Annotated in this window: 16 protein-coding genes and 1 tRNA gene; 11 read left to right on the forward strand and 6 right to left on the reverse strand. The window is 53.5% G+C overall.

Annotated features, from left to right (window positions below):
- Nucleotides 1–6 precede the first annotated feature (6 nt).
- Complete coding sequence (locus tag FYZ48_RS07780; protein ID WP_149339105.1) at nucleotides 7–1,128, reverse strand: LptF/LptG family permease; 1,122 nt, start codon at nucleotides 1,126–1,128, stop codon at nucleotides 7–9.
- A gap of 452 nt (nucleotides 1,129–1,580) precedes the next feature.
- Here FYZ48_RS07780 and FYZ48_RS07785 point away from each other — a divergent pair, with 452 nt between their 5' ends.
- Nucleotides 1,581–2,033 carry a TraR/DksA family transcriptional regulator gene (locus FYZ48_RS07785; RefSeq protein ID WP_145042414.1) on the forward strand — a complete coding sequence of 151 codons (453 nt, stop codon included), beginning with the start codon at nucleotides 1,581–1,583 and terminating at the stop codon, nucleotides 2,031–2,033.
- Between the two features lie 286 nt (nucleotides 2,034–2,319).
- Nucleotides 2,320–3,843 (forward strand): trypsin-like peptidase domain-containing protein, encoded by a 1,524-nt coding sequence (locus FYZ48_RS07790; protein WP_149339107.1) that lies wholly within the window; start codon nucleotides 2,320–2,322, stop codon nucleotides 3,841–3,843.
- Nucleotides 3,844–4,034: 191 nt separating this feature from the next.
- Here FYZ48_RS07790 and FYZ48_RS07795 read toward each other — a convergent pair whose 3' ends face one another.
- Nucleotides 4,035–6,152, reverse strand: a complete 2,118-nt coding sequence (locus tag FYZ48_RS07795; RefSeq protein WP_187781920.1) for a DUF11 domain-containing protein — start codon at nucleotides 6,150–6,152, stop codon at nucleotides 4,035–4,037.
- Nucleotides 6,153–6,664: 512 nt separating this feature from the next.
- On the opposite strand from FYZ48_RS07795, the gene FYZ48_RS07800 reads away from it, so the two are divergent.
- From FYZ48_RS07800 to argS, 9 genes are all read left to right on the forward strand, one after another.
- Nucleotides 6,665–7,411: a lipoyl(octanoyl) transferase LipB gene (locus tag FYZ48_RS07800; RefSeq protein WP_149339111.1), complete on the forward strand. Its 747-nt coding sequence runs from the start codon at nucleotides 6,665–6,667 to the stop codon at nucleotides 7,409–7,411.
- Complete coding sequence (gene lipA, locus FYZ48_RS07805; protein ID WP_145042418.1) at nucleotides 7,398–8,297, forward strand: lipoyl synthase; 900 nt, start codon at nucleotides 7,398–7,400, stop codon at nucleotides 8,295–8,297. Before FYZ48_RS07800 ends, lipA begins: the two co-directional genes overlap by 14 nt.
- Nucleotides 8,298–8,579 carry a biotin/lipoyl-containing protein gene (locus FYZ48_RS07810; RefSeq protein ID WP_149339113.1) on the forward strand — a complete coding sequence of 94 codons (282 nt, stop codon included), beginning with the start codon at nucleotides 8,298–8,300 and terminating at the stop codon, nucleotides 8,577–8,579. It abuts the gene before it with no gap.
- Nucleotides 8,580–8,596: 17 nt separating this feature from the next.
- Complete coding sequence (gene holB, locus FYZ48_RS07815) at nucleotides 8,597–9,658, forward strand: DNA polymerase III subunit delta' (RefSeq protein WP_149339115.1); 1,062 nt, start codon at nucleotides 8,597–8,599, stop codon at nucleotides 9,656–9,658.
- A 201-nt stretch (nucleotides 9,659–9,859) separates the two neighbouring features.
- Complete coding sequence (locus FYZ48_RS07820; protein WP_149339117.1) at nucleotides 9,860–10,744, forward strand: PSP1 domain-containing protein; 885 nt, start codon at nucleotides 9,860–9,862, stop codon at nucleotides 10,742–10,744.
- 168 nt (nucleotides 10,745–10,912) lie between these two features.
- Complete coding sequence (locus tag FYZ48_RS07825) at nucleotides 10,913–11,320, forward strand: Minf_1886 family protein (protein ID WP_242022475.1); 408 nt, start codon at nucleotides 10,913–10,915, stop codon at nucleotides 11,318–11,320.
- A 303-nt stretch (nucleotides 11,321–11,623) separates the two neighbouring features.
- Nucleotides 11,624–14,236, forward strand: coding sequence for a sodium-translocating pyrophosphatase (locus FYZ48_RS07830; protein ID WP_242022477.1), 2,613 nt, complete (start codon nucleotides 11,624–11,626; stop codon nucleotides 14,234–14,236).
- A 71-nt stretch (nucleotides 14,237–14,307) separates the two neighbouring features.
- Nucleotides 14,308–14,670, forward strand: coding sequence for a ribosome silencing factor (gene rsfS, locus FYZ48_RS07835; RefSeq protein WP_232104882.1), 363 nt, complete (start codon nucleotides 14,308–14,310; stop codon nucleotides 14,668–14,670).
- Nucleotides 14,671–14,789: 119 nt separating this feature from the next.
- A complete protein-coding gene (gene argS / locus FYZ48_RS07840; RefSeq protein ID WP_149339121.1) occupies nucleotides 14,790–16,754 on the forward strand; it encodes an arginine--tRNA ligase in 1,965 nt (654 codons plus the stop codon).
- 69 nt (nucleotides 16,755–16,823) lie between these two features.
- Here the strand turns inward: argS and FYZ48_RS07845 are convergent.
- From FYZ48_RS07845 to aroA, 4 genes are all read right to left on the reverse strand, one after another.
- Nucleotides 16,824–16,894: transfer RNA gene (locus tag FYZ48_RS07845), tRNA-Gln, on the reverse strand.
- A gap of 143 nt (nucleotides 16,895–17,037) precedes the next feature.
- Nucleotides 17,038–18,363, reverse strand: coding sequence for a DNA-directed RNA polymerase subunit alpha C-terminal domain-containing protein (locus FYZ48_RS07850; protein ID WP_242022480.1), 1,326 nt, complete (start codon nucleotides 18,361–18,363; stop codon nucleotides 17,038–17,040).
- Between the two features lie 217 nt (nucleotides 18,364–18,580).
- Nucleotides 18,581–20,014 (reverse strand): 16S rRNA (cytosine(967)-C(5))-methyltransferase RsmB, encoded by a 1,434-nt coding sequence (gene rsmB, locus FYZ48_RS07855; protein WP_149339124.1) that lies wholly within the window; start codon nucleotides 20,012–20,014, stop codon nucleotides 18,581–18,583.
- Nucleotides 19,996–21,282, reverse strand: a complete 1,287-nt coding sequence (aroA, locus tag FYZ48_RS07860) for a 3-phosphoshikimate 1-carboxyvinyltransferase (protein WP_149339126.1) — start codon at nucleotides 21,280–21,282, stop codon at nucleotides 19,996–19,998. The genes rsmB and aroA overlap by 19 nt, the downstream gene beginning before the upstream one ends.
- Between the last annotated feature and the right edge of the window lie 7 nt (nucleotides 21,283–21,289).

The following is a 21,289-nucleotide window of genomic DNA, read 5'->3' on the forward strand; positions in this document are numbered from 1 at the left end:
GCCCTGTCAGGTCTGGACGCGATTCGAGAACCAGGCAGCCAGCGTTCCATTGGCAATCACCGGAAACCAGGCAGCCTGATCGGGCTTGAGCAGATTGGCACTGCCCATGTAAAGAAAACATTGGGAGATGGCAAAGATCACTCCCATCACACAGGAACAGATGGCGATATTCAGAATCTGGCTGCGGCTCTCTTTGCGGAGCACGAAGGGAATCGCCATCAGTACGGCGATCAGGTTCATGAACGGCCGCGTCAATCGGGAATGCAGGTCGAGTTTCTGCTTGCGAATGGAGAGATCACTGAACGAGGGATTGTTAATCCGGGCGATCAGTTCGGGGGTCGAAATCAGCGAGCTGGAGTTCCGGTTACACAGCTGATCACAACCCACATCAGTCACGATGAAAATATCATTGGGATTCTTGCCCGGTAGAATCATCTTTCGGGCGAAGGCCGCGATATCCAGGTCTTCATACTTCGGCAGTGCATCTTGCAGCACCCAGCCTCCAGGTCGCGTGTCGGTCCCGGAAATGTAGTGAGCATTGGGAGCCTTCACAGTCACAAAGTCGTGAACGGTCGGCTTGGAGAGAACGAACTCCGCATTCACCATCCGCTGTTCCGTGAGATAAAGTTCCTGACCGTTGATCATGATCCGGGTACTGAAATCATAGACCGGCTCAACGAATTGCGCACTGGTATCCATCTTTCCCCGTTCTGCCTGAACCTTGTCGGCAATGCTGGGAATCACCAGTTCCTGGTTGGCGATGATAAAACAGTTGACGATGACCGTCGCGATGGTCAGTGGAATCGCCAGGCGATATGTCGGAATGCCGGCGGAAAGCACGGGGTTAAGTTCCCCATGCCTTACCATCAATGAGAACACAACCACAGCAGCCAGCACGGTCAGAATCGGACTGACCATATCAAAGAAGACACTGGACTGGTACAGATAGGTCTCTGCCATCAGCCAGAGCAGCCCCCCTGAGGAATCGCCTTCCTTCTGACCGGCCTGGAATTCATCGATATTTGTGAATCCGTCAAAGACGACATACAGACCATAGGTGGCTATGAATCCGATGATGAACACATGGAAATATCGTTTCAGAAGATAACGGTCAAAAGTTGTAAACACGGTTTCCGGTCGCTGTCAGAGACTGAATCGAGAATAGATATCTCAAATCTGAGATTGTGGGGCGGGTATTACATCGCAATCCCCGAAATGGGTCAATATCAGGAACCAGACCCGGCAGTGCACACAAGAGCACATCCCGGTTTTAGATGACTTTTTGGCACTTCAAAATCAGCCATAGTGGCGTTTATTGTGAATTTCCAAAAACAGAGAGAAAAGAAACTTGCATAAGTCATTTCATTTTTGCAGTTTATGGGCTATTCGAGCTTTTAGGAACTTTCCAACTCTCGACATTTAATCCGCGTAGTGAATAATACTCACGGAGCAGAGTGATCTCAAAACTGTCAGAAACATCAAAGGTTTTGATTACTTTAGCTAATTTAAAAGCTATCTTTTGGGAGTATTCAATTTCGAATTGAGTCGTCTGAATCTGATTTTTATGAGGGGAAGATCGAGTGGTACGTAAAGATGCAATAATTCGGTTGCACAAGCAACTGCTGAACCGCCGCGATGAGCTCACCAAGCTTGTGAACGACAGTTCAGAAGGCTCCTCAGCCAGCCAGTCCTCCGTGGAGGACAGTGGTGACGCCGCGATTCGTCAGACGCGACAGGATCTGGAATCTCACCTGGCAGAGCTGGAATACAAAGAACTGATGCAGATTCGACGTGCGATCTCCCTGATTCAGGAAGGACGTTACGGTCACTGCGAGAGCTGCAATAAGAATATACCGATTGCACGGCTTAAAGCGGTTCCTTACACGATGTTTTGTGTCAGTTGTGCACAACAGCGCGAATCGATGGGTTTATCCACGAGTGATGTTCATGGCGATTGGGAAAACGCCTACGAGTTCGAAGGACGTCTTAACGATCAGGAGTACAGAATTCACGATTTGGATCTCGAAAAATAATACCCCCCTCCGATAATAAACGACACAGGGTCACGCTCGACCGACTGCGTTTATTATCTGATCTCTCCACAACACGATACCCCCTCATTCCTGTTACGATTCCCGGAGAGTGTGATTGCAGTCAATCACCAGACCCTGCTTTGTTACTGGAAGCCCGCGTGGATTCAGCTGGACTTCCGTAATCAAATCGTTCGGCACTTGGCGAAGGATTGCCTTATTTTGCCGTGGTCAGCACTAGCTGAAATGCAAAAAAAACGATCCTGGGTCACGCTGAGAGATTTGCAACATGAAGAATCGATATCCTTTGCTGGCAGTCATTGCCATCATTGTCTCCATTTCGTTGTGGAATACCTGCTTCGAGTCACCGCTTAGTTCGCGCCAGCTGGAAGCGAAGATTCCTTCACAGGGTAATGCCCGTCAACAAAATGCAGCGCTGTTGTCTTCTGCATCTTCTCTGCACGATGGAAGCAAGCATCTCGCCAAGATCGCCAAGCTCGCGACCCCCAGCGTCGTCCACATCCAGTGCGAACGGCAGACTCCCCGTGGTGCGGTTGAAGAAACCGGATCCGGTGTCATCGTTCGCGGTGAGGGAAAACCGGGGTTATACATCGTTACTAACCGCCACGTCGTGCGAGACTCAAACGGACCTGCGATTTCAATCCAACTGCACGATGGACGCGTTATCAACCCGACTAATAAATGGGAAGATAAAGATACCGACCTGGCAATCCTCAAGATTGACGTGACCGATGTTACTCCCGCCGACTGGGGTGACAGTGACAAACTGGATATTGGTCACATGGTCCTGGCCATGGGTAGTCCGTTTGGTCTGAGCGAATCGGTGACCCTGGGTATTATCAGCGCCAAGGGACGCCGTTCTCTGCAACTGGGAAGTGGATCAGAGGTACTGAACCAGAACTTCCTGCAGACTGACGCCGCCATCAACCCGGGAAACAGTGGCGGTCCGCTGATCGACCTCGAAGGTAAAATTATCGGGATCAATACTGCAATCGCTTCCAACAGTGGTGGTAACGACGGAATCGGATTCAGTATCCCCAGCAAGCTGGTACAACACGTCTTTACGCAGCTCCTGAAGTACGGGCAGGTCTATCGCGCTTACCTGGGTGTCCAGCTCGATCCGGAATTCAGTATCGGGACGGCAACCCGATTGAACATGGACCGTGTGCGTGGTGCCCGCGTGGTCAAAGTAATTTCTAACACGCCGGCTTCCCGCGCCAACCTCAAATACGATGACATCATTCTCAGTTTCGGCGGTATTGATGTTCTGGATCAAAACCACCTGATCAACCTGGTCTCCCTGACGCCGATCGAGCATCGTGTGAGTGTTGTGCTGCTGAGAGATGGCCGTAAGGTCAACGTGATGGTAGAACTGGCGAACCGCCGGATTCTGGATGAACTGGAACGCAAACAGCGCGAATCACAACAGTCATCCCGACGCTTCGGCACCTCTGCTGAGCCGATGAGCTTCCACAAAGTCAAAGACGCATCCGCCACAGAAGATCTGGCCGGACTGGGGGTTCAGCCCATGAACGCAGATCTGGCTGCACAGCTCGGTTTCGCACAAGGTCAGGCAGGTCTGCTGGTCTTGAGTGTCGACGAACAGAGTTCATTCTCTGGCGTGGTCGATCTCTACGATGTAATCGAAGAAGTCGCTGGTTCACCAGTCCACAGTCTGCAGGACTTTCGCCAGGCACTGGATAAGCATCGAGATCTGAAATCGCTGGTCCTGAAAATTTCTCGCGGCAAGCCGGGAGCCGTTCAGCAGCAACTCGTCATCTGGCAGAGGTAGTCGCAACCGGCTCGACATTTTCCCAACCTCGACATGCCCTCCCGCTGCAGACAGACAGCCGGTCCAATAATCCCAACTGTATTCAAACCAAACTCGTTTCGTTGTTCAACAAGGGTTCTGCTTCAACGAAAAAAGCCAGGTCAGTAATGTACTGACCTGGCTTCGGTTTGAATCTTCGATTCGCAGAGAACTTAGTCGCGGTAGAAGCGAGTCAGTTCTTCGAACAGCAGAGGATCGCGGATCGAATCGCTGGCAAGACGAGCCCGGAACCGCTGGTTGCCTTCGACACTGCCGCGTACGATGACCTGGAACTGAACCGAGTCACCAGGAGCCAGACCTGCCAGAGATTTGAAGACGACCACACCGTTCTCAGCGATGTGCTGAGTAGGACCGGTGGCAGAGATCAGCTCAACTCCGGGAGGCAGTTCGCAGGAGACAGAAACGTTCTGGGCAGCTTTACTACCGTCGTTCTTGACGACTACGTTGTAACCTGTTTCGGCTCCGATTTCGACCGGATCGTTCAGGTCGGCAATTTCCAGAACCAGCTGGGCGACCCCTTCGATACGTGTCTGAATCTGTGCATCGGATTTCACGTTGTGTTCAGACAGAGCACGTACGTGGTGCACATAGTTGCCGATAGTTTTGGTTTTCAGTTCGACGTTGACATTGGCTGACTGACCGGGCTCCATACGTCCCAGGAACCAGCTGATGGTGGAGTCTTCAGGATTGAACTGACCGCCACGATCGGCTTTGACGAATTCGAATCCTTCTGGAACTTTATGCAGCACGCGAACGTTGTTGGTAGCGGCTGCACCGTCGTTGACAGTAGAAATTGTGTACTGAGCAGAACGGCCTTTGTAACGCAGTCCGGGACCTTCGATGGCAACCTGAACTTTAGGAGCGATCACGTTCACACGAGCCTGAGTTTCCTGAGCCAGACCACCTTCAGCTTTAGCGACAACTTTCACAACCTGTTCGCCACCCAGGACAGCTGCCAGGGCCAGACGGATGGTGCGGGTTTCGCCAGGATTCAGCGAACCGACCTGCATCTGCAGATACTCGGCAGTCACATGTTCCAGACCTTTAGGAATTTCAGCTTCCAGCACAACGTTGTGCAGGGTACCTGTTCCCGGGTTGGAGATGGTGACAGACTGTGAAGCAGGCTCACCAATCATGACATTGGTAGGACCTTTGACTGCGACCTGCAACAGAGGCTCAGCAACCATGAAGGACTCAGTCAGAGAGTTGGTGAACCGAACATTCGCTGCGGCGGTAATCGCACCACGCTGGCTGGGGATCATTGAGATCTCGATGGTTTTGGTTTCACCGGCGTTCAGTGAATCAAACTTCCATTCCAGATGATCATGGCTGGCACTGGGCCGGGGAGTGGCATCTGTCAGACGAACTGATACCGGGAAGAAGGCTTCCACGACGACGTCCTTGGCAGATGCTTTACCTTCGTTGGTGACTTCCAGTGCGAACTCGCATTCCTGGCCAACGTTGATTTCACTTTTCTTAATCCACTTGTGAGACACTTTGGCCTTCGCGACTTCAGAAGCAGTTCCGACAGGCTTCACCTGCACGGCTGCTGCACGACGTTTCTGAGGTGTGGAAGTGATAGTGACACCGGAAGGCTGAGCAACAGTTTCTTCCTGTGCAGCTTTTCCAAAGGTCAGGTGATGTTTGTTTTCTACAGTCTGATTATCCGGAATCCGGGGAATGGTCAAACCCGGTGCCTGAGGAGCAGGCTGTTTGAATTCGGTTGGCGTCCGGAATGGATTCTGATCACTGCCGGCACTGACCTGCTGAATTTTACCCTGTGTGCCTTTGTGGTGCTGAAACTCAGCATGCACAATATTCTTTTTGGACTGATCCGCATTGAACTCTTCAAAACGGTACCGCTTCTGCTCACCAGCCGGTTCAGCGTGGTCTACCTGCTGAAAAGCGGACTGCTTGACTTCCGCCTGCTGTTGCTTCTGCTCCAGGCGACGGTAAGGGCGTTCCTGACCGAACAGCTCCTTGTAGTAGTTCGGTACCTGGGACATACGGGCTTTACCGGTGGGCTGGTACTCTGCACCAGGCTGAGCCGCAGTCTGCTTCGGCTGGGAAATGGTGATATTTCCCGAGGTGCCGGCAGCTTCACCCGTAGACTTCTGTCCGGAGAAGTACTGAATACTGGCTTTGGAATTGGAAGAGGGAGCAGAATCAAAGGGTGACTTTGATTCCATCATGCGATCATCGGCGGTTGCGATACTCGCACTCATTACCATGGTTGAAAATATCGCGAGCATCTTTTTTCCGCGTCGCATTGTGTTTCTCCTTACCGATAGGAACTTACTGCTGGATAGGGATGTTTGAGTTACTGGATTTGACATGATGAGAGTTGTGAGAGCTGTTGTATCTGGATCATGCACAGGAAGGTTTTCTACTTTTATCCATCTCTCTCTATCGGGTGTAACGATTCACAAAATTGAACGAGTTGTAATGATTTTTTAAAATAAATCGGAATTATAAGCTTTTCCGGTTATTCCGATTGCACCACTCCCGGTATTTCACAAAGCACAGCTGACAACACAAGTCATTACCAGTCAGCCACTTAAGAACAACACACAATCCCAAAAGCGATTCCTGGATCATCCACAGCCCCCTAACCTTCCCATTCTGGCGAACAGGTCTCTGCAGGTGAAACCGGGCTCACAAATCAGGCAAAACACGATTTTCATTTTCTGGCGATTGACTCATGGGCACTCAGACTCACAATGACTGTTAGCTTACAGTCCGGCACCGGATCCCTTATTTTCGAGTCATACAGCAGGCAAATATGAGTTTATCCGCTTCAGAGACAGGCCATTCCATGCGTCAGTACAAGACGCTGAAGGTCTACCTGCTGGGCTGTGTGGACTTTGATTCCCTGCTGACACTACAGGAACGGGCTCTGCAGGAGATCCATTACCAGCAGGACGAGTCCGCAGTTCTGTTTGTCTGTGAACACCCGCCCATCGTCACTGTGGGGCGTGAAGGCAGCCATCACCAGCTGTCCGGGGCCTATCATGACCTGAAGGCGAAACAGATCGAGGTTCGCTGGACGAATCGGGGAGGCGGAGCCCTGCTGCATGCACCGGGGCAACTGGCCGTTTATCCCCTGTTCCCCCTCAAACAGCTGGGCATCGGCATCAGCGAATTCCGGGATCGTCTGCAGCGGGCAACACGCAGTGCAGCCGGCGAGCAGGGTGTCGACTGTGAAACCTGTCCGGATGACTCAGGAATTTTGGGCCGTTGTGGACAGTTTGCCTTTCTGGGGGCTGCGATCAAATCCTGGATTTCTTACTATGGTTTGTATATTAATGTGTCTCCCGATATGAAACTGCAACGTCTGATCGACGCCAATCGATTTGACCACCGCGTGACTTCCCTGTCGGCAACGCTCACGCGGGAAGCCAGTATGGGTTCGGTTCGCGAAAGCATGATTCGCAACCTGGCTCAGCAGTTCGGCTATCCGGATCCCCACATTTTTACACGACACCCCTTACTGCATCGAGTAAAGAAGAAAGTTTATGTCGACACTTAATATCATCACCGATCCCGCCCCCGCACCCCGGCAGCGTCTTCCCAAGTGGCTCAAGCGGCCCATGCCGAAGCCTGGTATGGCTTTCACCAGCAACGTGATCGAAGACCTCAATCTGGTCACCGTCTGCGAAAGTGCCAAGTGCCCGAATCGCACCGAATGCTGGTCACATAAAACAGCGACCCTGATGATCCTGGGAAATGTCTGCACGCGCCCTTGCGGGTTCTGCTCGATCGCCAAGGGGAAAACCGAAACCGTTCAGTTGGACGAACCCGAACGCGTAGCGGAAGCAGCCGCCCGTCTGGGCCTCGAACATGTGGTGATTACCTCTGTCACGCGTGACGACCTGCCGGACGGCGGGGCAGAACACTTCTATAACTGCATCCTGGCAGTCCGCGAACGGACCGGGGCAGACATCGAAGTCTTGACTCCCGACTTCCGTGGCAATCGTGATGCCATTCAGCGGGTGATTGAAGCCCATCCTGATGTCTTCAACCACAACACCGAAACCGTACCCCGTCTGTATCACCGCGTTCGTCGGAACGCCGTCTATCAGCGGACCCTGGATCTGCTGAAGCAGGTGAAAGACACGGATCCGAGCATCGTCACGAAAAGTGGTTTGATGCTGGGGCTCGGCGAAACACGCGAGGAAATACTCGAAGTCTGTGCCGATCTGCGGGCCGTCGGTTGTGATATCGTGACTATCGGCCAGTATCTGCAGCCTACGCCTGAGAACCTGCCGGTTGAGCGTTTCTTGCCGCCGGAAGAATTCGATGAAGTGGGCGATCAGGTGCGGGCACTGGGATTCAAACTGGTGGCCAGTGGTCCCTTCGTCCGTTCCAGTTATCATGCAGGCGAAATGGCATCGGTGCTGGGGAAAGAGTCCTGAATGCCGACCCCGATCACGGTTCCTCCACTGGAAAATCAGGATCAGAAACTGACCGTCAGTCTCTGGCTGACACGAACGGGAGAACCGGTTAACCGGGGAGACCGGGTTGTCGAACTCTTGATTCCCGGTGTGACGTTCGATGTGGCGGCCCCCTGCACCGGAACGCTTGCCCGTTGTGAATGTCGATCCGGAGACGAAGTGCACGAGGGAACCGTGCTGGGCTGGATCGAATCTTCCGAAGCCAGCCCGTCAGACGAAACAGCTGACTCTGGACCTGAGTGATCAGAAACGGAAATGCCATGACAACCGACCAGATCCGAGGTCATCAAACGATTCTGGAAATGCTCGACCGGGCCCTGTCCCGCGGACGCCTGCCGCACGCGCTGCTGTTCGCCGGTCCGGTGGGCGTGGGTAAGAACCGGGTTGCCCGTTATCTTGCCCAGTGCCTGTTCTGCGAACAGACTCCCTCAAACCAGCTCAGTTGCTGTCGCGAATGTAACTCGTGCAAACAGATGGCCGCCGGTACGCATCCCGATTTGATCAGCATCGAATGCCCTCCCGACAAAGCGATTCTGCCTTTAAGCCTGATCATCGGCAGCGAGGAGCGACGCGGCCGCGAAGGGGTCTGTTATGAAATGTCGCTCCGCCCCATGACCGGGAACCGACGGATTGCGCTGATCGACGACGCCGACAAAATGAATGCCGAGAGTGCCAACGCACTTTTGAAAACCCTGGAAGAGCCCTCAGCGAATTACCTGATGATTCTGATCGCCAGCGAGCTGGATGCGATCCTGCCAACCATTCGTTCCCGCTGCCAGCTGATCCGGTTTGCTGAACTCTCTGCAGACGATGTATCCGAACTGCTGCTGGAACAGCAACTGGCGGAGTCTCCCGAACAGGCACAACAGGTCGCCCGACTCTCGGGGGGCTCGCTGGATGTCGCCAGCCAGTTGCTGGATGAGAACCTGCAGGAACTCAGGACGAGCATCACGCGACTGTTGTGCCAGCATCCCTTCCGTCCGCAGGCGTTTTCACAGGCGGTGATCAAAGCCGTGGATGATATCGGCGGCAATACTGCTGCTCAGCGGAAAACTGCTCACTGGATCCTGCATTTCTGTGCCGACTTCTATCACCAGGCGTTACAGGCGGCCGCCGGGCATGAATTGGCGGTGGGCACTGCGCAAATCGACAAATTCGTGAACGGATTCTCCGGCTCAACCGAAGACCGGATCGAGAAACTGGGGGCGCTGCTGGATCGACTGCTGGAAACCGAAGAACAGATCGATCGGAACGCCACGATCAGCCTCTGTATCGAAAACCTGAGCGAAGACCTCCGGGCACTGCAAAAAAGCAGTTCCTGAACGCAAGTGCCAGTAACGAGGCACAGCCTGCTTTTTAAAAAAAACGATTTCGCCCGAATCGATAGAGATTGATCCCTGCTGTTCGGCTATAATAGAATCTTAACAGCAGAATCCACACTTCTCCTGCTGAGGATTCTTCCCGAGGAATCCGCGGGCCATTCTGCTGCTGTTTCTGATCTCCATTCGATGAAATTATCATAGATGAATAACGAAGTCTCAGGTTACATCGTCCGCTATGGGTCAACCCGCATGATTGGCGAGTTCTCCGCCAAGGGCCCTGACGAGCTGCCACGAAATGCCTCTGTCATTGTCAAAAGCGATCGCGGTCATGAATGGGGCGAAATTCTCTCTCCCGCCACGGACCGCGTACGTTCCTTCATGAAAGATACCAAAACCGTCGGCCGCATCATTCGCCCCGTCACTGACGATGACTATCGCCAGCGTGACAAGAATCGACACGAGGAACGCACAGAGTTTCTAGGCTGTCAGGATCTGGTGAAAGAACACAAGCTGCAGATGCAGCTGGTCGATGTGGAACATATTTTTGGTGGAGAAAGGATCATCTTTTATTACCTGGCCGAGAAACGCGTCGACTTCCGCGAACTGGTCAAAGCGCTGGCCCGCAAATATCGATCACGGATTGAAATGCGACAGATTGGTGTCCGGGATGAAGCCAAACTGCTGGCCGACTACGGCGACTGTGGCAAAACAGTGTGTTGTGGAACACATCTGACCGAAATGCCACCGGTATCCATGAAGATGGCCAAGCTGCAGAAAACCTCACTGGACCCCAACAAGCTTTCCGGTCGCTGTGGCAGACTCAAATGCTGCCTGCGCTACGAGTACGACACTTACCGTAGTTATAAAAAAGAACTGCCCCCGGTCGGTTCATTCGTCGTCACGGAGCAGGGGGAGGGAAAAGTCACGAATCAGGATATCCTCTCGGAATGCGTTCAGGTGATCTATCCCGATTCGCGAAAATCAATTGTCCATAGAAAAGATATTCAGGAAGTCATCAAGAAGAAAAAAGGGGAAGGCCAGCCCCCCGGGAACGGGAAATCACTCAATCAAAAACCGGCCCGCTGAAATTGGCCAGATCGGGATTGATTTTCCTGAAATTCCCAATGATAATTTCTCGCTATCTGAAGCGCAATCTCCTAAGATAGTATTGACGAAGGTCTCTGTGACAGAAACACTGGATTGTAACAACATCAGAGACTGCAACCGCTCGAGTAAGAAGGTATGGGTGAAAACATGACATTTGCAACCAATCTAACCCGCCCCAAACTGCAATATCACCCGAATGCCTACGACTTTATCTTTGAAGCGTTGCAGCAGGCTCAAGAGATTTACGCTCATTCCATCTCTGAACTTTCCGAACAGGAAGAAGCACACGTTTCGGGACAGGAACTCCTGGAGGGAGTGCGCGTTCTGGCCCTCAAACAGTTTGGTCTGATGACACAGACTGTGTTCAAACAATGGGGCGTGCAATCCACCAAAGACTTCGGCAAGATGGTCTTCGAAATGATCGAGCATGGCAGAATGCGGAAGACCGACAACGATCGCCTGGAAGATTTCGTCGACATCTACGACTTCCAGCAGGTGTTCGACGCAAACTACATCATCGACACCAGCGAAGTCTTCCCACGCAACCCGGCATAAATACAGATTTGTCGCGACTCTGGTAGCTGCCCGTCAGTCCCCGTTTTTACCTCTTACAAGCCACGTCTGCGCGCGTTGCTGCGCTCCGTAAGTTTTTGCGTTTAACCAACTTTGTTAAGTTACTGTTATTGCAAAAAAAACCTTACGTGATACACTCCCCGGATAGAGTTTTTGCTGGAGTTTTACTTGTAGGTTTTTTGGTTCTTTGAAAAACCTGTGCTTACTGTTGCCCGGAATCATATGAGGTTTTGAGGTTTTACAACAAGATTTACAACGGCTTATTAAATGGGGTTAACTCTAAGGATGAGGTTTTCTACCGTCGCTCGCTACTCGCCCGTTCGTCCTGTTCCCAAACTCATCACTCTAACCATTAGCATGCTCTTCTGCTCCGCTCCCTTGCTGGCAGCAGAAACATCAGATGCCTCGCCACCAGTGGCCGCATCTGAATCCGTCGTCATCAGTTGGCTACTTGCGATTGCAGGGGCAATCTTCGCCCTGTTTACCGCGTATCGCTTTTTCTCCTGGATGGTCGCGCAGTCCGAAGGTGACGCCCGCATGAAGACCATCGCCGAGCACGTCCGTGAAGGAGCCCGTGCTTACCTGGACCAGCAGTTCAAGGTGGTGACCCTGTTCTTTGCCGTGGTCTGTGCACTGCTGGCCTTCATGGCCTTTGGCCTCAACACACAATCACACTGGGTCCCCTTCGCCTTTTTGACAGGGGGCTTTTTCTCTGCACTGGCAGGCTGGTTTGGTATGCGAACCGCTACACTCGCCAGTGCACGTACCGCCCATGCGGCGAAAGAATCACTCAACAACGGCCTGCAGGTCGCGTTCCGCAGTGGTGCGGTGATGGGGCTTGTCGTTGTGGGACTCGGACTGTTGGACATCAGTCTCTGGTTCGGTGTCCTGCACTGGATCGTCAAGATGCCTCTGGCGGAGATCACCGTCACCATGCTCTGCTTTGGTATGGGAGCCAGTAGCCAGGCACTGTTTGCCCGCGTGGGTGGTGGTATCTTTACCAAAGCCGCGGACGTGGGAGCCGACCTCGTCGGTAAAGTCGAAGCAGGCATCCCCGAAGACGACCCGCGTAACCCGGCTACGATTGCTGACAACGTGGGCGACAACGTAGGTGATGTCGCCGGCATGGGGGCAGACCTCTATGAATCGTACTGTGGTTCCATCCTGGCCAGTGGTGCTCTGGGTGTCGCCGCATATCACGGTTATCCCAAAATGCAGATGATGTGCCTGCTGCTGCCCATGTGTCTGGCCGCAGTCGGAATCTTCCTTTCGGTCACCGGGATCTTCATGGTGAAAACAGAGGAAGGTGCCTCTCAGAAAAACCTGTTGAAAGCACTGGCTAAGGGAATCGACACTGCCGCCTTCTGTGTGATTGTCGCCTCCCTGGGCCTGGTCTGGATCATGCTGGTAATTCCTTCGCAGTCCGCAGGAATCCCGGAAGATTCCCCACTGCTGACGGGGAACAAACTGTTTGGTGTCTTCGGTGCCATCGTCTCCGGTCTGGTTGCTGGCTGGTTGATCGGGAAATGGACCGAGTATTCCACCAGTGATGAATTCAAACCGACCCGCTTCATTGCGGATCAGTCTTCAACCGGTCCCGCGACCGTAATTATCGCCGGGATCGCAGAAGGCTTTTACAGCGTCTGGGTACCGATTCTCGTGATTGGTGTCGCCATCATCGTCGCCTTTGGTTTGTGTACCGGCTTCGACTTCCAGAACTCACAGGTATTCGCGATGGGCCTGTATGGCGTTGCGATCGCCGCTGTGGGGATGTTGAGCACACTCGGGGTAACACTCGCCACCGATGCCTATGGTCCGATTGCCGACAATGCCGGCGGTAACGCGGAAATGAGTGGTCAGGAACCGTTCGTACGCCAGCGAACCGACGCCCTGGACAGCCTGGGGAACACGACTGCCGCTACCGGAAAAGGCTTCGCGATCGGCTCTGCTGCTTTGACAGCACTGGCTCTGCTGGCTGCCTACGTGGAAGAAGTCCGCATCGGGTTTGAACGCTGGGTCGAGAACTCAGCCATCGTGCAAACGGTGACCGATGATCCTTCGAATGCGTCTGCACTGAAGCTGAGCAAAAACTGTATCGCGATCCGTATGCCCGATAAAGACGGCAACGCTCCCAAACATAACAACATGGGTTACCTGCTGTTCCCCGCCCTGCACCAGACGCAAATAACGCCTGGGCGAACCAAAATCGAAGAAGCTGAAGTGGGTTCGATCATCAACGGCCTGAATATCACAGAACTCCTGCTGCGCAGCGACTGTGTGGAAGTCAAAAAAGCGACCGTACCCGACTTCTCCCGCTTCTATAATTTCTCGCTGCTGAACCCCAAAGTACTCGTCGGGATCTTCTTCGGCGTGATGATTGCCTTCGTCTTCTGTGCGATGACCATGAAGGCTGTCGGCCGCGCCGCGGGTGCGATGGTGGACGAAGTCCGGCGTCAATTCCGTGAAATCGCAGGCATTATGGAGAACGAAGCCGAACCGGATTACGCCGCCTGTGTCGAAATCAGTACAGCTGCGGCTCAGCGTGAAATGATTCTGCCCGCGATGCTGGGCCTGTTCACCCCGGTCGTCGTGGGTGTTCTGCTGGGAGTCCCCGGCGTGGTGGGCCTGCTGGTGGGAGCCTTGACGAGTGGGTTCGCAGTTGCCATTATGATGGCTAATGCCGGTGGTGCCTGGGATAATGCAAAGAAGTACATCGAAGCAGGCGCACATGGCGGCAAGGGAACTGATGCGCACAAAGCCACAGTAGTAGGTGATACCGTAGGTGACCCGTTCAAGGACACCAGCGGTCCAAGCCTGAATATTCTGATCAAGTTGATGAGTATGGTTTCTGTTGTCATAGCCGGTTTTATCATCCAATACGCATTAGAGCTATTTTAAGTATTTGAAACAGGCTAAAGGTCACCAAAATCAATACCGAACCTTCTCAACAATCTGATTCCGTCGAAAGCATGTCGAGTCTGGAACGTGCCTGCCTGTGCGCCCGTGTCTGCGAGCAGTTTAAAGGTCAGGACATCGTGGTCCTCGACGTCACGAAAATCACCCCGCTGTTCGACTACTTCATCATCACCACCGCGAACAACCAGCGGCAGGCGCATGCCATTGCCGAGGAAATCCGGGTCCTGATGAAGCAGGATCATGCGAATCGCCGCAACATCGAAGGCAAGGACAGCAATTGGATCCTGGGTGACTATGGCGACGTAGTGCTGCACATCTTCACCGATGATGCCCGTGAGCTGTACGACCTCGAGCGTCTCTGGGGGGACGCCCCCCAGCTGGACTGGCAGTCGCACAAACCCGCCGATTCGCAGTAAGCCTCTCGCGGTTTCTACCAATCTGACGCTGCAGCGTGTATTCTGGGTACCAGGAGCGTACCCCCTTTGTATCGATGTTATTAATTCGGAGCGCCCCCGCTCCGAGCGGAACGAGAAACATGAATATCCTCGCCGAACTGAGAAGCCGGTTTGAACCTGTATTAACTGAATGGACCGACAATCCCTCTTCGGTCATCGACATGCTCAAAGCCTCACAGGACCCCAAATTCGGGGACTACCAGGCGAACTTCGCGATGCCGCTGGCAGCCAGAATTCCCGACCTGAAACCGCGGGACCTGGCCGCGCAAATCATCGAAAAGGTGGACCTGTCTGATTTCTGTGAACCACTGGAAATTGCCGGCCCGGGTTTTATCAACATCAAGCTCAAGCAGGACTGGCTTCAGGAACAGACAATGCAGCTGGTTCAGGACGAACGATTAGGTGTCGTGGCTGTAGAAGCCCCCCAGAAGGTCGTCGTCGACTTCTCCGCGCCGAATGTTGCCAAACCGATGCACGTCGGTCACCTGCGAAGTACCGTGATCGGCGATGCCAACTATCGGGTCCTGAAATTTCTGGGGCACGATGTCGTAGGCGATAACCACATCGGGGACTGGGGTACCCAGTTCGGGATGATCATTTTTGGCTACAAGCATTTTCTGAACCAGGCAGCCTTCCAGGAAGCCCCGGTTACCGAGCTGGCACGACTTTACCGGCTGGTCAACCAGTTGTCTGATTACCACGCTTCTAAAAACTCTCTTCCGCAGAAGGAACAGGAAATCGAGCAGCTGACGGAAAAGCTGCAGACACTCGAAGGGACTGCAGACCAGACCGACAAAAAGGTACAGAAACAGCTTAAAAAACTCAAAGCCGAACTGGATGACAAACAAAAAGCCCTCAGTTCACTGCAGGAAAGCCTCAGCCAGCTGGAAGCCAATGAAGACCTGCACAGCAAGGCGGTCGCCTTTCCGGATATCGCCCGACTGGCGCGAGAAGAAACCGCGAAACTCCATGCCGGTGATGCTGAGAACAACGACCTGTGGAAACAGTTTCTCCCGCAGTGTCTGGATGCCATTCAGGGTGTCTACGATCGGCTTGACATCCACTTTGACATGGCATTGGGGGAAAGCTATTACCAGCCCATGCTGGCGGATGTGGTCGCGGACCTGAAAGCCAAAGGTCTGGCAACTGAGAGCCAGGGAGCAATCTGTGTTTTCATCGAAGGCAAAGAGGCTCCCTTCATTGTACAGAAACAGGATGGTGCCTTCACCTACGCCACAACCGACCTGGCAACGATCAAGTACCGGGCAGAGGAGCTCAAAGCAGATCGAGTCCTGTACGTGGTTGATTCCCGACAGAGCGAACACTTTCAACTGCTGTTCGCCACAGTCAAGGAATGGGGCTACTCCAATCTGGAACTGCAACACGTCAGCTTCGGAACCGTGCTGGGCAAAAACAAACGACCTTATAAAACCCGATCGGGCGATACGGTCGGCCTGGAAAGCCTGTTGGACGAAGCTATCGAGAGTGCTTACCAGATCGTATCCCAGAATGACGATGCCAAACCGAATGGCCCGGAACTGGATGAAGCCGAGAGATGGGATGTCGCTGAAGTTGTGGGGTTGGGAGGCATCAAATACGCCGACCTGAAACACAACCGGGACAGCGACTATATCTTCGACTTGGACAAAATGCTAGCCAAGCAGGGTGATACGGCCACCTACATGCAGTACGCTTATGCCCGAGTGAATGGCATCTTCCGCAAGGGAGGGATTGACAGAGATGAACTGCGGACACATCAGCAGTCTCTCAACCTGGTCGAACCTACCGAAATCGCCCTGGCGATGAAAATCAATCGGTACTCTGAGATCCTGGAAAGTGTTGCCGCGGAAGCACGGCCCAACTACCTGACCAATTACCTCTACGAACTGGCAGACCTCTTCAGTACCTTCTATGATGTCTGCCCTGTGTTAAAAGCTGAAGATGAGGCTGTCAGAACGAGCCGACTGCTGCTCTCTGATTTGACCGCCCGGGTCGTCCAGAATGGCCTGTCCCTCCTGGGGATCAGAACCTGCGAGCGGATGTGATCCTTCGCTCTCGCATCAAGAAACAAAAAAAACGCATTCCACAAAATGGAATGCGTTTTTTTATGAATATTACCCGGCAAGGGCTCGAACCTTGACTAACAGAATCAAAATCTGTTGTGCTACCATTACACTACCGGGTAATGAGTTTCTGTCAATTCAGACACAGTAGCCCAACTCAGGTTCACCGCTGGAGACCAGTGATGAACCTGGCGAACGGAGTTTATTGGATCTCCGCAAATCTGACAAGAGTTCTCTTTCAGAAAAACGGGATCTTTTTATTTCACTAGTCGTTACGCAGCTTGAGGTTCATCTCGGTCAGCTTCTCGCGAATTTCGTTCAGCGAGGTCACACCGAAGTTCCGGCTGGCCAGCAGCTCGTCCGGGCTGCGACGCAGCAGCTCACCAATGGTGCCGATACCGAGACGCGACATACATTTTCGCGAACGCACGGAAAGCCCCAGATCGGAGATCGGCTTTTCGGTAACCGGGTTGTCTGCGAGTTCCGGAGGCAGAGCAGCATAGCCGCCATCCTGTCCCAGAGCCTCGTGCAGGTTCTGACCGATGTGCAGACCGAAGGAAGACAGCATCTCGCGAATTTCGTCCAGTGAGGTCTGACCGAAGTTCTTACCGGCCAGCAGATCGTTTTCGCTGACGCGCGTCAGATCACCCAGCGTGTGAATGTCCATCGCATGCAGACAGTTGCGACTGCGGACGGACAGTTCGAAGTCGGTGACTGGACGATCCAGCAGCTGCTTCATGCGGGCTTCGTTGCGGGCAGTCTCTTCATCGTAGTACATGTTGTCGGCTGCTTCGATGTCCTTGAGGTACATCGCGGCCATTTCGTTAGACGGATCCGCTTCCAGAATCCGGCGGAAACAAAAGGCGGCAGCCGGATAGTTTTCCATGTCTTCATAGAGCAGACCCAGGTTCAGGATCGCGCCCAGGTAGAACGGCGGGCTGGAAAGAGACTGCTCATACAGGCGAATCGCATCTTCGTCGTTTCCACGTGATGCGTTTTCTCCGGCGAGACGGAAGATAGCCCGTGAATGACGGGGATCCATGTCGACGGCACGTTCGAAGTATTCAATTGCGCCATACAGGTCGCCACGATCGGACCGAATGCAACCCATCTGGAATGAGTACTCAGCACGACCAGCGGCATCTTTGGCGATGGAAGAGAGCAGCGATTCTGCTTCATCCAACTTGTTAACCAGACGACGGGTTTCTGCACGCCGCAGCGAGCATTCGATCGAGTCATAACCCAGCTTGGCAGCAGCTTCCAGCTGTTGATCTGCATCGTCATAACGTTTGAGAGCGATCAGCGAGACGGCATGGAAAAAAGCAGCGGTTGCGTTATCCGTGACTTTTTCCAGTTCGATTACAGCCTGACGATGCTTACCCAGCAGATGCAGGGCGATGCCGACCCGGGCACACAGTGCCGAAGAACTTTCTCCGTCTGCAATGCGTTTGACGAGCGACTGTACTTCACTGTTGAGCTCTGAAACCTGATCAGAGCAAACAATTCTTTTCAATTGCTCGACATCCGAGTAGCCTACACTCTCAGTGCTGTTAAATACACCTTTTACGTCAATTAATTCGTCGACACTCACACTAAGTTCCTTTATTGCAGCTGGCGCGCAGATGGAAGCGTACAACGGGCTTTTTCACAGAACCTGTTGCCAAATTTCACAAATTCGAATCTTACAGTCTGACCTGCCAAACGGCAACCATCAAGGCCTGTTTAGCCCCTTATCCGGCTGTAGTTATGTACCTCAGGCCTCTTCCCGACACCACAAAAGATACACAAGTTCACCAATTCTGGCCAAATCAGCGTACGAGGGCCTGATATCCCCCATCGCTGGGTGCTCCCGGCAGGTGCAGGTTCTCCTGGACGATCTGTCGTTCCGGGAATTGGTTTAACACTGTTTTCAACAACTCACCATTCTCCCGTGGGTCAAAAGAGCAGGTGGAATACACGAGCCGCCCTTCCGGCTTGAGCTGTCTGAGTGCTGTTTGCAGTAAGTCCTGCTGAATCTTCTGGAGTTCCTGGAGAGAGTGCTCATCCAGCCGCCAGCGGGCCTCAGGGCGTTTCCCCAGCACGCCAGAGTTCGAACAGGGAGCATCAACCAGAATGGCATCGAACTGTTCTTCAGGCAGTGTGGCTCCCCTGGTGTTGATCAACTGAGTCTGGATGCAGGTCAGCCCCAGTCGTGATGCATTCTGTTCGATTTTTTCGAGCCGGTCCGGAGAGACATCGGTAGCGACGATCGTACCCCGATTGAACATCAGCTCTGCAAGATGTGTGGTTTTCGTTCCGGGTGCTGCACACAGATCCCAGACCGTTTCCTCCGGTTGTGGACTAAGCAGGTTGCCGGCCGCCATCGCCGATTCATCCTGGATGGTAAACTTACCGGCATCGAAGCCGACCAGTGACTCAAGCGGAACCGCATTTTCCAGACGAATTGATTGCGGCTCTGCTCCCGGGCTGACTGCGATTCCTGCAGACTGCAGTTCGTTCAAGAGTTCATCCCGACTGTTCTGCAGCAGATTCGTACGCAGGTAAAGGGTATTGCGCTGGTTGAACCATTGCGCGATGGACTGAACCTGCTGGCTGTCATATCGCGACAACCAGTCTGTCATCACCGACTGCGGATAGCTGAATGCCCGCGAAAAATACCCTGCCTGATCGACTTTCGGATCTGGAAACAGATCCGTTGTCAGACAGCGAAACCGCTGTGCGCTAAGCGGGACTGCATTCGCCTGGGGCTCTGTGACTTCGTCTGTGGTCAGCAGTCTGCCCACTGATCTCAGGATGGCATTCACCAGTTTCTTCCAGCGTTCCCTGCCAACCTTGCCGGCCAGTTCGACGGTTTCGGATACAGCAGCATGATCGGGGATCTGATCGAGCATCACCAACTGATAGACGCCGGTTCTGAGCAGTGTCCAGAGTGCCGGCTCAACCTTTTCGCGAGGGCGTGTGAGCTGGCTTTCAATCAGTGTGTCCAGTGTCAACTGGCGGCGGATCACGCCAATGCTGATTTCCATTGCCAGGCGACGGTCCTGCTGCGACAGATCGATCCGTCGACTCCACTGTTGCAGGGAATCAGCGACAAACTGATCCTCCGTGCGATACGCTTCCAGCAGAAAAAAGGCGAGTTGCCGGGCCGAACGAAAATATTGCGGTAGCGCAAGCTCATCCGCCGGACGGGACTTTGATTGATCTTCCCAGACGTTTTTTTTCTTCACGACGTCTGACCACACAACCGTTCCAGGTCGTCAAAAAACCGGGGATATGTTTTCGCAGTACAGCCGGGATCTGCAATCTGAATACCGGGCACCTTCAACCCTACCAGGGCAAAGCTCATCGCCATCCGATGGTCGTCGTAGGTCTCAATCACCGCCGGCTGAATCTCACCGGGATGAATGGTCACGGAATCATCTGTTTCTTCGACTTGAATCCCCATGCGTTTGAGTTCGGTCGCGATGGCAGACAGACGGTCTGTTTCCTTATGACGGATATGAGCAACGTTGCGAATACACGTTGGTCCCTCAGCAAACAGAGCTACCGCTGCCAGCGTCTGGGCGGTATCGCTGATTTCATTCATATCAACATCGATGCCCTTTAAAGGTTTCCCGTGTACCGTAATGCTGTTACGGTCCCGCTTGATGTTACAGCCCATGTCTTCCAGAACGCGGATGAAGTTAATATCACCCTGCAGGGCATCCTGGTTGAGTCCATCCACGGTGACTGAACCGCCTGTGATCGCAGCTGCTGCAAAAAAGTAGCTCGCAGCGGAAGCATCCGGCTCAATATCATAGGCGCCGGGTCGCTGATAAGTTTGCGGCAGGATTCTCCAGACATCGTTCTGCACCCGATCGATGGTCACACCGAATTGCGCCATGACACCGAGGGTGATATCCAGGTAGGGCCTTGAAACCATCTCGCCCTGAATGGTAATTGTTGTGGGTCCCAGTGCGGCTGGCGCCACCATCAGCAGAGCACTCAGATACTGACTGGAGACATTACCGGCAATCGCCGTTTCTCCACCCAACAATCCTCGGGCTTTTACCCGGACCGGCGGACAACCCGTCTCGGATTCACAGGAAACATCGACTCCCAGTTGTGCCAGAGCGTCAATCAGATCCTGAATCGGTCGTTGCCGCATGCGTGCGTTACCGTCCAGCTGAAATTCCCCCTGCCCTACCGAGCAGAGTGCGGTCAGAAATCGAATACTGGTGCCACTGTTTTCCAGCCAGAGTGACGCTTCGCTGGCGGGTATCTGGCCCCCGCAGCCTTTAACGACGACTGTGCAATTTTCCGGATCGTGATCGACGTTAATTCCCAGTCGGTTCAGGCTTTCGATCATCACCTGGGTATCGCGACTGTCCAGGACGCCGGTCAGTTCAGTCTGCCCCTCTGCCAGGGCAGCGACAATTAACGCGCGATTAGTGATGCTCTTGGAACCGGGTGGTCTGACAGTCCCGTTGAGCGGACCGGAAACTGGTTGAACCTGGTAAGTGTCGGACATGCGATAA

The sequence above is a fragment of the Gimesia chilikensis genome (assembly GCF_008329715.1).
Taxonomy (GTDB): domain Bacteria; phylum Planctomycetota; class Planctomycetia; order Planctomycetales; family Planctomycetaceae; genus Gimesia; species Gimesia chilikensis.

Excerpts from the sequence above, each read along its gene's own strand:
- FYZ48_RS07790 (WP_149339107.1), top strand. The coding sequence starts at position 2,320 with ATGAAGAATCGATATCCTTTGCTGGCAGTCATTGCCATCATTGTCTCC.
- FYZ48_RS07795 (WP_187781920.1), bottom strand. The coding sequence starts at position 6,152 with ATGCGACGCGGAAAAAAGATGCTCGCGATATTTTCAACCATGGTAATG.
- FYZ48_RS07800 (WP_149339111.1), top strand. The coding sequence starts at position 6,665 with ATGAGTTTATCCGCTTCAGAGACAGGCCATTCCATGCGTCAGTACAAG.
- lipA (WP_145042418.1), top strand. The coding sequence starts at position 7,398 with ATGTCGACACTTAATATCATCACCGATCCCGCCCCCGCACCCCGGCAG.
- FYZ48_RS07810 (WP_149339113.1), top strand. The coding sequence starts at position 8,298 with ATGCCGACCCCGATCACGGTTCCTCCACTGGAAAATCAGGATCAGAAA.
- holB (WP_149339115.1), top strand. The coding sequence starts at position 8,597 with ATGACAACCGACCAGATCCGAGGTCATCAAACGATTCTGGAAATGCTC.
- FYZ48_RS07820 (WP_149339117.1), top strand. The coding sequence starts at position 9,860 with ATGAATAACGAAGTCTCAGGTTACATCGTCCGCTATGGGTCAACCCGC.
- FYZ48_RS07825 (WP_242022475.1), top strand. The coding sequence starts at position 10,913 with ATGACATTTGCAACCAATCTAACCCGCCCCAAACTGCAATATCACCCG.
- FYZ48_RS07830 (WP_242022477.1), top strand. The coding sequence starts at position 11,624 with ATGAGGTTTTCTACCGTCGCTCGCTACTCGCCCGTTCGTCCTGTTCCC.
- rsfS (WP_232104882.1), top strand. The coding sequence starts at position 14,308 with ATGTCGAGTCTGGAACGTGCCTGCCTGTGCGCCCGTGTCTGCGAGCAG.
- argS (WP_149339121.1), top strand. The coding sequence starts at position 14,790 with ATGAATATCCTCGCCGAACTGAGAAGCCGGTTTGAACCTGTATTAACT.
- aroA (WP_149339126.1), bottom strand. The coding sequence starts at position 21,282 with ATGTCCGACACTTACCAGGTTCAACCAGTTTCCGGTCCGCTCAACGGG.